We start from the raw sequence: 13,354 nt of genomic DNA on the forward strand, positions 1-13,354 counted from the left end.
CCTTCGGGGTTTGCAGGCTTGACTTCCAAGCCGCAGCCCCGGTTTGGCTTTTTGTCACGGGGATGACCCGGTGTGGGATGGACGGCGGGTTTCGGGGTCGGCTGCGGTGGCTTCGAGGGAGCGACTGGTGTCGGGTTCGGTGTGGGTGGACTGGTGCACTTTCTTCCGTTCCCTTCGTGGTTGGTTGGCGCTCTTGGATTGGGGGGTGGGTGTTCGTTGCCTTCGGCGTGTTGCGGGTTGTTGGTTGAGCCGCGGTTGTCTGGTTTTGGGCAGGTTGGGGTTGTCCACCTGCTGTGGGTGGGTTTCATTGGGGTTCCTCCGGGGGGCGTGGTTTGGGTATGGAGTTGTGGAGGGCGTCGCGGAAGGCGGCGGGTAGTGCTTTGCCGCCGGGGCGCGGTGTTCGTGTTGGGTCGATGGTGGTGGTGGGGTGAAGAGCGGTCGGCCTTTGTGCAGGTCGATTTGCCAGTGTTGTTGGTGGGTTGTTCTGTGGTGGTGGGCGCAGAGCATCACCATGTTGTCCACAGTGGTGGGTCCGCCGTCGATCCAGTGCACGATGTGGTGGGCTTGCGGGGTGCCCGGTGGGCGGTCGCAGTCCGGGAAGGCGCAGGCTCCGTCTCGGGTCAGGAGGGCTGCTCGGATGTGGGGCGGGGCGGTTCGGTGTGCGGTTCCGACGTCCAGCGGGAGGCTGTCTCCTCCCAGCATCATCGGGAGGACCTCGCTGTCGCAGGCGATTCGGCGAACCGTTTCCGGGGTGATGGGTTGGTCCGTGCTGGTCAGCATTCCCGGGGTGTTGGTCGGGATTTGCTGCTTGAGGTCGTCGTAGTCGATGGTGATGGTCAGGTGGGGGCGCTGGCCGCCGGTTCGGGGCATGTGGTCGGACTCCAGGACGACGTCCAGCATTGCCGACAGGCCGTCGGCGTTGCGCTGGGCCGGCGTGCGGGGGTCCTTTTCTCCGTTGGTCTCCGGGCGGGGTGCGGACAGCGGGCGGATGGCTTCGACGAACTTCGCGCCGGTTTCCTTGTCCAGGCGTGCCTTGATGACCAGCATGCCGTCGAGGGCGGTGGCGTAGTGCAGCTCTCGGGACTCGTGCTGGGCCTGCTCGTCCTTGGCTGCGCCCGATCCGTCGAGCGTGTGCTTGACGTGGTCGGCGAGTTTTGCCAGATCGCGCGGGCACATTCGGCTCGCGTTGTTCACCAGGAGCTTCTCGACCTCGCCGGCTCGGTGGCGCGCGTGTTCGGGCAGTGCGCCCACGCAGCGGGAGATGATCGAGGCGTGCTTCAGGTCGAGTGCGCCTTTGGCCAATGCTTCGACGGTGGCGGGAAGTTCAGCCGAGATGGCAGCGTTTGTCCCTTCCGGAGCGTCGTTGGGGTGGGTTGTGGCTTTGGCGATAGTGACGCGGGTTTTCGCGTCGGAGCCATCGATGTGCAGCAGTCCCTTTAGCCACACCTGCGTTGAACGGGCGCCTTGGGTGGCGAAAATGCGGCGCCGGTCGGCCTCGGCGATCAGCTCCAACTGCTCGACTCGGGCCTGGCGGATTTCGCGCTCTAGTTGGCGGATTCTGGCGGTGAGTTCCGTGCAAGACGCCATCGAGCCCACCCGCGACCCGGCGGCACGCGGCGGGGCACCGACGGGCCCAGGCGTAACCGAGGGCACGAGCGCACCGGGGTCGGGCGCCGTGTTCGGGGTGGTCAGCAACGGTGTCATGCCATTCATTGTGCCGACGGTCCGAACAGGAATTCGACCGAATTTCGGTCGCACGATCAGGTGATCATAGATGGTTTGAAACGCGAAAACCGTTATGGCGCAACGTGAAACGAACTCAAGGTTGGTCAGTTGCCGTAGTAGTTGTCCGGGCCGACGGCGCTGCGGGCCTCGCTGGCCGCTGACTTCAGCTGTTCGTCGCCCGATCCGTCCGATCGCAGGTCGATCCACTTGGACTGCGCCACGATCACGTATCGGTGGTCCTGGCCGATGTACTGCCACTCGTCCGCGGCGGTGACGTCGTTGTCGCACACCCCTGATCCGGGGCCGGAGTTCGGGTCCCAGCAGCCGAGCTGCATGAAGTCCTGGGCGTCGAGGGCGTTGTAGGCGGTGTCCGCGGTGTCGTAGTCGGCGAACGGGTAGACCCACACCGTCGTCAGGATTTCCGAGTCGTCGTCGACGAAGTTGGCCACCAGCATCTCCGAGCAGCCGTTGTCGGTCAGCACCGATGCCACCTCCTCGGAGGCCCATTCCGTGCACGGTCTCGTGGAGCCCGCTTCGTACTGGTGGTGTCTGCCGCTGTCGTCGGTGAAGTCGTCCGGCATGAACGCGTCCAGGGTGAACGGGGTCTGGTCGGTCGACTCGTCGTCGAGGGTTTCCTCGTCGGTGGTGGTCGTCTCCTCGGTCGTCGTTTCTTCGGTCGTCGTCTCGTCTTCGGAGGACGACGTTTCGGTGTCGTAGTAGTCCGAAGTCGACGTGTCGGACTCGGCTGTTGTGGTCGGTGTTGAACCGCCGGAGCCGGAACTGCTGTCGATCGCGGCGAGCACGATCAGCACGCCGAGTGCGCAGGCGCCGAGGGTCCAGGCGAGGGCGGGGAGCCAGGACAGCTTGGCCGGTGGGGGAGTCGGTGGTGGTGCAGGGGGCTGGTCGGCTCGCGGGTCGACCTTGGTCGCGGCGATGGTGGCCGTCCGGTTCTCGGTGATCATCGAGATGATTCCCGGTGGCAACCACTGGGTGTCGCCCTTCAAGGCGGCCAGCGAGTCGAGCAGGGCTGGGACCTCCGGGCGGGCTTCCGGGTCCTTGGCCAAGCAGGCGGCGATGAGCTCGGTGAGCCCGTCGGGCAGCTCGGAGAGGCCCGACAGGTCCGGTTCCTCGTGCACGACGCGGTACAGGATCGCCTGGGGCTGGCCGGCGCCGAACGGGCTCTGGCCGGTCGCGGCGAACACCAGCAGGGCGCCGAGGGAGAACACGTCGCCAGGTGCGCCGACCTGGGCGCCGGTCGCCTGCTCCGGGGACATGAACGGAGGCGTTCCGAGGATGTCCACGGTGTGCGTTTCGTCCATCGCCCGGGCGATGCCGAAATCGATCATCCGAGGGCCGTCCTCGGCCAGGATCACGTTGCCGGGTTTGAGGTCGCGGTGCACCACGCCGCCGGCGTGGATCGCCCCGAGCCCTTCGGCCAGACCTGCTCCGAGGGCACCGATCGCGCTCGGAGGAAGGGGCCCCTGCTGCTGCACGGCTTCGTGCAGCGTGGGGCCGGAGATGTAGGCCGTGACCAGCCACGGCGGGTCGGCGTCGGGGTCGGCGTCGACCACCGGGGCGGTGTAGAAGCCCGCCACGGCGCGTGCGGCGGTGACCTCGCGCGCGAACCGCCGCCGGAAGTTCGCGTCGTCGGCGAGCTCGGGGCGCACCACCTTGACCGCGACCAGCCGGCCGCCCGGGGACACGCCGAGGTACACCTGGCCCATCCCGCCGCGTCCCAGCCGGTTCCGCAACCGGTACGGCCCGACCTCGCGCGGATCGTCCGGTTGCAAGGGCCTCAGCAACGAATCGCCTCCCGTCGGCGGCGCATCACCACGATGCGATCGGCTCTGATCATGGCACCAGGAATCCGCTGACTGCCAGCATTTCCCCGGATCTCCGCCGACGGATGCAGCGAGAGTTCCGGCGCCGGTGGGGAAGAGGCGGAAGCCGCTCCGAATCATCAGTGGTCTTGCTGATTTTCGCGCGAACCCAGGTGCGGATCGAGGCGGTCGGCTCGGTAGGGCGATACTCGGACGATGGCGACGAGTGGTCTTCCCCATGACGTCATCGTCCGTGCGCTAGAGGAGGCCGACTGGCCCGCGGTGCGTCGGATCTACGGCGAGGGCATCGCCACTGGTGATGCCACCTTCGAGACCGAGGTGCCGGGGCGCGAGGCGCTGGAGGAGAAGTGGATCGCCCACCACCGGTGGGTTGCCGTGGTGGACGGCGAGGTCGCTGGTTGGGCCGCCGTGGCGCCGGTCTCCAGCCGGGAGTGCTACGCCGGTGTCGCCGAGACGTCGCTCTACGTGGGTGATGGTTTCCGCGGACGCGGTGTGGGCAAGGCGCTGGTGCGCAAGCAGGTCGCCGCTGCCGACGCCGGTGGGCTGTGGACCTTGCAGACCTCGATCTTCCCGGAGAACCGCGCCAGTCTCGCCCTGCACCACACGGCGGGGTTCCGCACCATCGGCATCCGCGAACGCATCGCTCGGCACCACGGCGTGTGGCGCGACACCGTCTTCCTGGAGCGCCGTCGCGCGCACGACTGACCTGATCGGGCGAAGCATGTCAGTGGGTGTTCCTAACCTCGGCCGCGTGCGACTGGGCGACTTCCATGCCGAGCTGGCCGACGTCGTGTGCCAGGTGCTGCTGCTCGCCAGGCACCACGGGATCGACTTGGAGGCTGCGGTGGCCGACAAGTGGCTGGTGTGGAGCCCTGGTCGTTACTCCGAGTGACCTGGGGTCGCTCGGCCGGCTGGCGGGGTCGCTTCGCCGGATTGCGGCCCGGTTGCGCGCTTTCGTGCGCGGAGTGGCGACCGTCACGGCCTTCAGCAGCGCAGTAGGGACGAAGGCCCTGGCCACGGAGCGTGGTTGTTCGGCATGCTGGCTGTAGTCGCCCAGTCCTGGTCGGGGCAGTCCGGGCGATACCCGTGCCTTTCTGCGAGGAGTACGACCATGGATGACACCCGGTTCGAGGCGTCCGCAACCACTGGTGTCGCGGAGGCCGAGCAGACTATCCGGACGCTGCTGGAGTCCGTGCCCACCGCTCAGGTCGTTCCAGCGCCGCGCGGCTCCGCCGAGTCGAGCGGGCGACCCCGGTTGGTCATCAACCGGGGACCCGATGCGGGGACCGGCTTCGCGCTCGACGGACCGCGCATCTCGATCGGTCGGGATCGGGACTGCGACATCGTGGTCGAGGACATGACGGTGTCCCGCGTGCACGCCGAGCTGCGGTTGCGCGAGGGCCGGTACGTCGTGGTGGACGGCGGTTCGCTCAACGGCACCTACCTCAACCGGCGCCCGGTGGACATCGCCGAGCTCGGTGACGGTGACGAGCTGTGGATCGGAAAGGCCCGCTTCACCTTCCGCACCGGCGGCTGAGGCCGATCGCTCCTACAGTGGAGATGTGGGCGGTGCTGGTGTGACCACCGTTTTCCTGGTCGACGACCACGAGGTCGTGCGGGTGGGGCTGGTCGACCTGCTCGATTCCGAGGAAGACCTGTCGGTGGTCGGGCAAGCCGCTTCGGTCGGTGAGGCGCTGGCCCGCATCCCCGCGATCGGTCCCGACGTGGCTGTGCTGGACGTTCGGCTGCCGGACGGCAGCGGCGTGGAGCTGTGCAGGCAACTGCGGTCCCGCGTTCCGGGGCTGCAGTGCCTCATGCTGACCTCCTTCACGGACAAGCAGGCCATGCTCGACGCGATGCTGGCCGGGGCCGCGGGCTACGTCGTGAAGAACATCAAGGGGATGGAGCTGGCATCGGCCGTGCGCCGGGTCGGTGCGGGCAAGCCGTTGCTCGGTGAGCAGGAGACCGCCGCGCTGGTGAACAAGTTGCGCGCGGAGCTGGACGGCACCTCGAAGCTGCCGGACCTGACCGGGCAGGAGCGGATCCTGCTGGACTGCATCCGCCAGGGGATGACGAACCGGCAGATCGCGGACCGGATGTTCTTGGCCGAGAAGACCGTCAAGAACTACGTGTCGCGGCTGCTGAGCAAGCTCGGCCTGCAGAGCCGCACCCAGGCGGCGGTGCTGGCCACCCGTTTGCGCCACCCGGAATCGTGAAGCACTCGCCGGGGTCCGCGCGGCCTGTCAGAGTAGAGCTGTGAGCAGGGCTGACCCACCTGGATCGGAGGAATTGCGGGAGGGGGCCGCGCCATCGGTGGTGGGCACCCTTTCCCGGTTGCGGCTCAAAGAGCTGCTGTCCCAGGTGCAGGCGCGCATCGAGGAGATCGTCGGTCTGCGGGACCAGATGGACGTCCTGCTGGAGGCCGTGCTCGCCATCTCCTCGGAACTCGAGCTGGACGCGGTGCTGCGGCGCATCGTGCGCACCGCCATCGACCTCGTCGACGCCCGCTACGGCGCGATCGGAGTGCTGGCGCCGGACGGCACGCTGGGCAGGTTCATCTACGACGGCATCGACGAGGAGACCGTCCACCGCATCGGCCACCTGCCGACCGGGCACGGCGTCCTCGGGGTGGTCATCGAGGCCGACAAACCGCTGCGGCTGGACGACATCTCCGAACATCCGGCTTCGGTGGGCTTCCCCGCGAACCACCCGCCGATGCGCACGTTCCTCGGGGTGCCGATCCGGGCCCGGCAGGAGGTCTTCGGCAGGTTGTACCTGACCGAGAAGCTCGGTGGTGGCTCCTTCACCGAGGACGACGACGTCGTGCTGCAGGCGTTGGCCGGCGCGGCCGGCATCGCGGTGGACAACGCCCGGCTGTTCGAGGAAGTCCGCCGCCGCGAGCGCTGGTTGGACGCCACCGGTGAGATCACCGCGGAACTGCTGGCGGGCACCGATCCGATCGACGCTCTCCAAGTGATCGCCGAGCGCGCGTCCGAGCTGACGCAGGCCGACTACGCGTTGCTCGCGGTGCCCACGCCCGGCGACGACGTCGAGACGGAGGAGCTGACGGTGACGGTCTCGGCCGGTGTCGGCGTCGAAGACCTCGTGGGGCGGTCGATCCCGGTCGAAGGTTCGGTCACCGGGCAGGTGTTCCGGGAACGGGTGCCGCGCAACGTCCCCAGCCTGTCCACGGTCGAGGGTGCTGCGGTCGAGCTCGGGCCGGCGCTCGCGGTGCCGATGCGGGCTGAAGGCACCATCTCCGGCGTGCTGCTGGCTGTGCGGCGGGCCGGGTCCAAGGGGTTCGACGAGGAGCAGCTGCTGGTGGTGTCGTCCTTCGCCGACCAGGCCGCGCTGGCGCTGCAGTGGGCCGAGGCGCAGGCCGCGCGCCGCGAGCTGGACGTGCTGGCCGACCGGGACCGCATCGCCCGCGAACTGCACGACCACGTCATCCAGCGACTGTTCGCCATCGGCATGGCCATGCAGGGAACCCAGCGGCGGGCGTCGCGGACGACCGGCGTCGCGGACCGGTTGACCGAGCACATCGACCAGCTGCACGAAGTGATCCAGGACCTCCGCGCCAGCATCTTCGACCTGCAGATCGCCGCCGAACACCCGAGCGGCTTCCGCAACCGGGTGCAGCGCGTCGTCACCGACGTGGTGGGGGACAACCCGATCCGGATCACCATGCGCATGTCCGGACCGCTGGACGTGCTGCCGTCGCGGCTGGCCGAGCACGCCGAGTCGGTGGTGCTGGAAGCGGTGAGCAACACCGTCCGGCACGCCCGGGCGTCGGAGCTGTCGGTGACGATCTCGCTGGACGACGACCTGACCATCGACGTCACCGACAACGGCGTCGGGATCCAGAGCACCGTCGCGCACAGCGGACTGCACAACCTCGCCGAGCGAGCGGTGCAGATGGGCGGCCGGTGCAAGGTGGAGCGGTTGCCGACCGGTGGAACCAGGGTGCTGTGGACGGCTCCGCTCAGCGCCCCACCCGGGTGAGCCGCGACCGAAAATCGTTGTCCCCCGGGCGGTCGGCCGTGCCATGATCCGGCAGGTGTCCGCATCGCGTGCTGAACTGCTGCGCTGGCAGTTCGACCTGACCTGGTCGCTGTTCGAGGTCCACCTCGCCGAGCTGGTTCCCGGGGACTTCCGGTGGGAGCCCGCCGCGGTCTGCTGGACGGTGCGGCGCGGTGCCGATGGCGGCTGGGTACCTGATTTCGCCGAGGTCGAGCCCGATCCGATCCCGGCGCCCACGATCGCCTGGCTCACCTGGCACCTCGGCTGGTGGTGGACGGTGACCATCGACCACGCGCAGGGCAGGCCGCCGACCGAGCGGATCGACGTCCGGTGGCCCGGTGACGAAGCCGCGGTCGGGTGGTTGCGCGGGTTGCATGACGAGTGGTCTTCGGTGCTGGACCGGTTGACCGACGCGGAGCTGGACGGACCCGCGCCGTTCCCGTGGCCGGACGACCCGGACAAGACCGTGGCGCACATGGTCGCCTGGGTGAACGCCGAGCTGATGAAGAACGTCGCCGAGATCGGGCAGCTCCGCCTGGTACGAGCAGCGGGCTAGCTCGCCGCACCGCCTGGCGTCGGTCACCCTGGGAGAGGACACCGTCCTCGCTTAGGAGCAGCCATGAGCTCTGCAACCGAGCGCGACGTCGATCCGACCTTCTACCGCAGCCCGGGGGAAGCCATCTCCGCCCCGGCGGAGCGCCTGGCCTACGTCGTCGCCTTCGACCGGACCGCCGAGCGACCAGATGCCCTCACCGCGATCGACACCGATCCGGAGTCGGCGACCTTCGGGCAGGTGGTCGGCTGGACCGACCTGCCGACCCGCGGCGACGAGCTGCACCACTTCGGGTGGAACGCCTGCAGCAGCGCCTTCGCACACGCCGGTCACCACACCAGCGGTCTGCGGCGCCGCTACCTGTTGCTCCCCGGGATCCGTTCGTCGAACCTGCACGTCTTCGACACCCACCCGGATCCCCGCCACCCGAAGCTGGTGCGGACCGTGGCGGCCGAGGAGCTCGCGGCCAAGGCGGGCTACTCCCGGCCGCACACCCTGCACTGCGGACCGGACGGGATCTACCTGTCCTGCCTCGGTGCCGCCGACGGAGCCGACGGTCCGGGCGGCATCGCGGTGCTCGACCACGACTCCTTCGACGTGGTGCGCGCTTGGGAGGTCGACCGGGGACCGCAGCGCCTGGCATACGACGTCTGGTGGCACCTCAACCGGAACACGATGATCACCAGTGAGTGGGGCACACCGTCGATGCTGGAGAACGGCGTCGACCCCGACCTGCTGCTGCGCAACGAGTACGGGCACGCCTTGCACTTCTGGGATTTGGCCGAGGGACGGCACGTCCAGCGCGTCGACCTCGGGGCGCAGCACCAGATGGTCCTCGAACTGAGGCCTTCGCACGACCCGAACGCCACCTGGGGGTTCGCCGGCGTGGTCGTCAGCACCGAGGACCTGTCGGCGTCGGTGTGGCGGTGGTTCCGGGCCGATGACGAGTGGCGGGCGGAGAAGGTGATCACCGTTCACGCTGAACCGGCACCGGCCGACCAGCTCCCGCCCGTGCTGCGGCCCTTCGGTGCGGTTCCTCCGCTGGTGACCGACATCAACCTGTCCGTGGACGACCGGTTCTTGTACGTGTCGTGTTGGGGGACCGGTGAGCTCAAGCAGTTCGACGTCACCGACCCGGAGCACCCGCGGGAGACCGGATCGGTCCGCCTCGGCGGCATCACCGCTCGCGCCGCGCACCCGGCTGCTCCTGCCGAGCCGCTGGCGGGCGGGTCGCAGATGGTGGAGGTCAGCCGGGACGGGCGCCGCATCTACCTGACGAACTCGCTGTACGGCGCGTGGGACGACCAGTTCTACCCCGACGGTGTGGGCGCCTGGCTGGCCAAGCTCGACACCGACCCGGGCACCGGCGGTCTCACCGTCGACGAGGCGTTCTTCCCGCACGGGGAGCAGTTCCGCGGGTTGCGCGTGCACCAGGTGCGCCTCGAAGGCGGTGACGCCTCCTCGGATTCGTACTGCTACCCGTGATTCAACGGTTCCAGCGTTCGGATGTGCTCGGTCTCGGGTGCACGTCGGGTGGCCGGGATCTGCGGTTCCGGCTGCTCGTGCGACCGGACAGCTGCGCAGCCGCATGCTGTGCCGATGAGTGCTGCGCCGACGAGTGCTGCCAGCCGGGCCAGATCGGCGGAGCCTTCCCAGATCAGGTCGCCGTGTGCGTGGATCACGAAGCTGTTCAGAAACATCCAGCACAGCAGCGCCGTCATCAGCGAGCCGGGGAGGTTCCGGATCGCGCACGCGTAGCCGAGGACGACGATGCCCAGCACGGCGAGCGCAGCGACCGGCTCGCCCGACCACCAGGACGCCGCTCCGGCGGGCACCATTCCGGCGACCGCCACGAAGAATCCCACCGCGGAGGCCGTTGCGGCCCCGGCGACGGGCGGACCGGATTCACGCATCACCACCGCCTCCTGCGGGAGGTGGCCTCACCGCCACCTGGTCAGTCCGCGCAGCGTCAACGCCACGCCCAGGAAGAGCACGATCAATCCGACGGCCCACAGCAGGTGCGTCATCCGTGACACCTCCTCGCCGGACCTGCTGCCGACTCCTCCAGTACACCCCGCCGGGGCGGACTCGGACGTTCGCCTTGACGGGATCCGGACGAGGACAGCGGTGGTCCGGACGTGGTGCTGACGCAGTTACCGGAGCTCCGCCCTGGAGCGGCGGATGCGGCGTGCCACGCCGCGACCGAGGTTGTAGAGCACCAGCGTGATCCCGGCCCACGGCAGCACCAGCAGGAGCATCCGCATGACGCCGACGACGGCCGCTGCCGCATCACCCGTCCGGATGGCGTTGCCCACGCTGTGCCAGTGCGTTCCCAGCGCTTCCCACACCACGGGCAGCACGCTCGGCGCGAGCAGCAGGAATCCGATGATCCAGTAGGCCAGGCAGGGGATCACCAGCACCACCCAGGCCGTGATCACCCACCGGGCCCACGGTTTCAGCTCCCGGACGCGGGGGTGCGGCGGACGCCCCGGCAGCATGCTGCGCAGGACCGGGCCCATCCGGTCGAACAGGTCCGGGACGCCGACCAGATCGCTGAGGATGTAGTAGCCGTCCAGCCGGATCGACGGCACGAACTGCCAGACCGTCGACACCTGCCAGACCACCAGCGCGACCAGCAACCAGGGCAGGCCGGTCTGGGTGAAGATGACGATCAGCACCAGCATGGCCAGCACGTTGAAGTAGACGCCGCCCAGATCGGTGCGCAACCGGCCTCCCCGGCTCAGCCGGTAGGAATCGGTGACGGTGCTGTACATCGCGGGCCACACCAGGTAGATGCCGACGCCCATCGCGCCCGGCCGCGCGCCGCCGTAGCGGCACGCCGCGACGTGCCCGCACTCGTGGAAGATCCCGGCGGCGATGAGCACGCCGAGCACCAGCAGGACCTGCTCGGGCTGGTCGATCAGCTCCCGCGCACCCGCCAGCAGCTGGGCGACACCGCCCTGGAGCGCCAGCCAGGTCTCGGCGGCGATGAAGGCGACCAGCGCGAGGACCACGATCGGTGGCCAGAACAGGGGTTGGAAGATCCGCGCGATCACCGCGACGACGTGCTCGGGAACCAGCGCGACCCGGAACTTCAACGCCAGCAACCGATCCCGGCCCTTGGGCAGCGGAGCGGACTCGTCCGGTGCGGAATCGCTCGCCACGATTCCCGCGCGGCGCAACCGGTTTTCGACGAGGTAGGACACCTGCTCGGCGGTGATCTCGCGGCCCCAGCCGGTGCTGAGCTCGTCCGCGAGCTGCGCGTAGCTGCGCTGGCCATCGAGTCCTCCCGCCACGAGGTAGAGCAGGTGGGAGAGCTGGAGGATCTGGCCGTCGACGCGGCGGACCAGGTAGGGCGGCTCGCGGTGGCCGGAGCCCTGGTACTGGCCGATCAGTTCGGTGCCCGCGACGAGGGCCGGCACGGTGAGCAGTTCGGCCGCGGGTTCGCCGGTTTGCCCCTCAGCGGCCATCACGACTCCTCGGAGTGCTGGGTGGTCGGCGGGCGCACGGGATACCGCGCGCCCGCCGACCCGTGGTGCACCGTCACGTGCCCGGTGCACCATCGACGTCAGCTCGGGTTGCCACCGCCGTTGCCGCCGGTGCCGTTGCCACCGATGCCGTCGCCGCCGATGCCGTCGCCACCGTCGCCACCGTTACCGCCATCGCCGCCGGAGCCGCCGTCACCGCCGTTGCCGCCGTTGCCGCCGCCTTGACCGCCACCGGTGCCGCCACCGGTGCCGCCGTCACCACCGGTGATGTCCCCTGTGGACGTGATGTCGTTGTTCCCGTAGGCATCGATGTGGTCGTGCGGGTGGTCGAGGACGACGACGTCCGTACCGTTCCACGGAAGCCAGAAGGTCGACATGACCGTGCGCGCCGGGAGGAACTCCACGCGCTGGGCATCCAGTTCGGCGTCGTTCAGCGGTCCAGAGGTTCGTGGCATCAGGTGCTCCTTCGCAAACTCAGTGAATCCACCGGAAGAACCGGAACGAGGCCACCCCCTCAAGGATCGCGCCCCAGTGGCACGTTCCCGGCGCACGGAGCAGAACGTAGAAGCACCGGGCCGAGGATGCACCTCGAATCACCCGCTAGGATTGCGCCTCTCGTGGGACCGCCGTGCGCGTTGAGTCGGGGATGGCTCGTTCGCGGAGTCGTGCGAGACCACCGCCAGGTGGCCGTTTTCCGTTGCGGGACCAGGTGTTCAGGGGTTCTGCCGACCGGTCCCGGGTGTCGCGGCGAGGTGGCCGCCGGGGCCGCCGTTGCCGCCCGTGCCGCCGGTGTCGGCGATGCTGTTGAGACCGCGGAGCCCCGGGATGCCGGGGGTGATCCCGTCGCCACCGGTACCGCCGTCGCCGCCGTCGCCGCCCGTGCCGCTGATGGTGTTCACCGTGGCCCGAGCGCCGTCCTGGGACATGATGTTGCCGATGTTGGCCGCACCGCCCGCTCCACCGGTTCCGCCCTTGCCGCCGCTGCCCTCGACCTCGTTCTCGGAGGTCGCGGCTTCGCGGGCGCTCATCTCGTAGGCGGATCCGCCGTCGCCACCGCGACCACCTCGACCGCCTTTGCCGCCCTGGACGGTGATGTCGTCGATGCCGGTGCTGACGATGGTGCCGGTCCGGCCGTTGCCCGCGCCGCCGCTGCCGTTGGCCTTCGTGCTGCCACCGCCGCCGAGGTGACCGTTGCCGCCCTTGCCCCCGTCGCCGCCGGCGCGGCCGGTCACGACGATGAGGTCGTCGCCGGCACCGGCGTTGATGGTGCCCGCCACGGCGCCGTTGAGGTAGAACCGGTCGTTGCCGTCGGTGCCTTCGACGACGGTTCCCTCCGGGACGCCGCGGTCGCAGACGATGTCCATTCCCGAGCCGTTGGAGGTCCGGGTGCAGGACGGCGGCGCGGCTTGAGCCGACGGGATCGCTGCGAGGCTGAAGGTCACCGCGAGCACCGCGGCGCTCGGCAGCGGTGCCCAGCGCCAGCTCCCGGAGTCGGCCCGCGACGTCGGGTCGCAGTTCGCGGTGGGGGTTTCGGCCCACGTGGTCCGATGTGGACGATTGCGCATCGGCACTGCTCCTTACCGAAGGTGGTTACGGCTAGGCCAAACAGCGCGGAAGTCTAGGCCGAATGGACGTGTGGTGGTGGGTGCCAGGAGGGTGATGTTGGGGGAAAGATCTGCGATCACCCACCTGGGTGGCGGCTGTTCTGCGGCCGGGGTGGCGAGACT

At 69.2% G+C, this 13,354-nt stretch carries 12 protein-coding genes and 1 pseudogene; 7 read left to right on the forward strand and 6 right to left on the reverse strand.

The genetic code is table 11. The annotated features are described in order from the left end of the window. Positions 1–54 precede the first annotated feature (54 nt). Both OU415_RS16480 and OU415_RS16485 read right to left on the reverse strand, forming a co-directional pair. The gene (locus OU415_RS16480; protein ID WP_270949677.1) at positions 55–1,704 is read right to left on the reverse strand and encodes a DUF222 domain-containing protein; all 1,650 of its coding nucleotides are present in this window, start codon (positions 1,702–1,704) and stop codon (positions 55–57) included. A gap of 125 nt (positions 1,705–1,829) precedes the next feature. Further along, positions 1,830–3,527 carry a serine/threonine-protein kinase gene (locus OU415_RS16485; protein ID WP_270949678.1) on the reverse strand — a complete coding sequence of 566 codons (1,698 nt, stop codon included), beginning with the start codon at positions 3,525–3,527 and terminating at the stop codon, positions 1,830–1,832. A 249-nt stretch (positions 3,528–3,776) separates the two neighbouring features. On the opposite strand from OU415_RS16485, the pseudogene OU415_RS16490 reads away from it, so the two are divergent. From OU415_RS16490 to OU415_RS16520, 7 genes and pseudogenes are all read left to right on the forward strand, one after another. Beyond that, a pseudogene (locus OU415_RS16490) lies at positions 3,777–4,271 on the forward strand (N-acetyltransferase family protein); the annotation flags it as partial. Positions 4,272–4,317: 46 nt separating this feature from the next. Then, positions 4,318–4,458 (forward strand): nucleoside triphosphate pyrophosphohydrolase family protein, encoded by a 141-nt coding sequence (locus OU415_RS16495; protein ID WP_270949679.1) that lies wholly within the window; start codon positions 4,318–4,320, stop codon positions 4,456–4,458. A 219-nt stretch (positions 4,459–4,677) separates the two neighbouring features. Continuing rightward, on the forward strand, positions 4,678–5,103 hold the full coding sequence (locus OU415_RS16500; RefSeq protein WP_270949681.1) for an FHA domain-containing protein: 426 nt from the start codon (positions 4,678–4,680) through the stop codon (positions 5,101–5,103). Between the two features lie 40 nt (positions 5,104–5,143). After that, positions 5,144–5,782, forward strand: coding sequence for a response regulator (locus tag OU415_RS16505; protein WP_270949682.1), 639 nt, complete (start codon positions 5,144–5,146; stop codon positions 5,780–5,782). 40 nt (positions 5,783–5,822) lie between these two features. Beyond that, positions 5,823–7,568: a sensor histidine kinase gene (locus tag OU415_RS16510; RefSeq protein ID WP_270949683.1), complete on the forward strand. Its 1,746-nt coding sequence runs from the start codon at positions 5,823–5,825 to the stop codon at positions 7,566–7,568. 55 nt (positions 7,569–7,623) lie between these two features. Then, positions 7,624–8,142, forward strand: coding sequence for a DinB family protein (locus OU415_RS16515; RefSeq protein WP_270949684.1), 519 nt, complete (start codon positions 7,624–7,626; stop codon positions 8,140–8,142). Positions 8,143–8,205: 63 nt separating this feature from the next. Then, a complete protein-coding gene (locus OU415_RS16520; RefSeq protein WP_270949686.1) occupies positions 8,206–9,624 on the forward strand; it encodes a selenium-binding protein SBP56-related protein in 1,419 nt (472 codons plus the stop codon). Here OU415_RS16520 and OU415_RS16525 read toward each other — a convergent pair. The 4 genes from OU415_RS16525 to OU415_RS16540 form a co-directional block, all read right to left on the reverse strand. After that, positions 9,615–10,052, reverse strand: coding sequence for a hypothetical protein (locus OU415_RS16525; RefSeq protein WP_270949687.1), 438 nt, complete (start codon positions 10,050–10,052; stop codon positions 9,615–9,617). The two genes, OU415_RS16520 and OU415_RS16525, sit on opposite strands and share 10 nt — an antisense overlap. A 240-nt stretch (positions 10,053–10,292) precedes the next feature. Continuing rightward, entirely contained in the window at positions 10,293–11,609 is a 1,317-nt protein-coding gene (locus OU415_RS16530; protein WP_270949688.1) for a hypothetical protein, read from the reverse strand. Positions 11,610–11,707: 98 nt separating this feature from the next. Further along, positions 11,708–12,082 carry a hypothetical protein gene (locus OU415_RS16535; RefSeq protein ID WP_270949690.1) on the reverse strand — a complete coding sequence of 125 codons (375 nt, stop codon included), beginning with the start codon at positions 12,080–12,082 and terminating at the stop codon, positions 11,708–11,710. Positions 12,083–12,340: 258 nt separating this feature from the next. Further along, entirely contained in the window at positions 12,341–13,192 is an 852-nt protein-coding gene (locus OU415_RS16540; RefSeq protein ID WP_270949692.1) for a hypothetical protein, read from the reverse strand. Between the last annotated feature and the right edge of the window lie 162 nt (positions 13,193–13,354).

This window comes from Saccharopolyspora oryzae, from assembly GCF_027853915.1.
GTDB lineage: Bacteria > Actinomycetota > Actinomycetes > Mycobacteriales > Pseudonocardiaceae > Saccharopolyspora > Saccharopolyspora oryzae.

Bases quoted from the DNA above. Each gene is read 5' to 3' on its own strand.
- OU415_RS16525 (WP_270949687.1), bottom strand. From the start codon at position 10,052: ATGCGTGAATCCGGTCCGCCCGTCGCCGGGGCCGCAACGGCCTCCGCG.
- OU415_RS16480 (WP_270949677.1), bottom strand. From the start codon at position 1,704: ATGACACCGTTGCTGACCACCCCGAACACGGCGCCCGACCCCGGTGCG.
- OU415_RS16540 (WP_270949692.1), bottom strand. From the start codon at position 13,192: ATGCGCAATCGTCCACATCGGACCACGTGGGCCGAAACCCCCACCGCG.
- OU415_RS16500 (WP_270949681.1), top strand. From the start codon at position 4,678: ATGGATGACACCCGGTTCGAGGCGTCCGCAACCACTGGTGTCGCGGAG.
- OU415_RS16535 (WP_270949690.1), bottom strand. From the start codon at position 12,082: ATGCCACGAACCTCTGGACCGCTGAACGACGCCGAACTGGATGCCCAG.
- OU415_RS16520 (WP_270949686.1), top strand. From the start codon at position 8,206: ATGAGCTCTGCAACCGAGCGCGACGTCGATCCGACCTTCTACCGCAGC.
- OU415_RS16530 (WP_270949688.1), bottom strand. From the start codon at position 11,609: ATGGCCGCTGAGGGGCAAACCGGCGAACCCGCGGCCGAACTGCTCACC.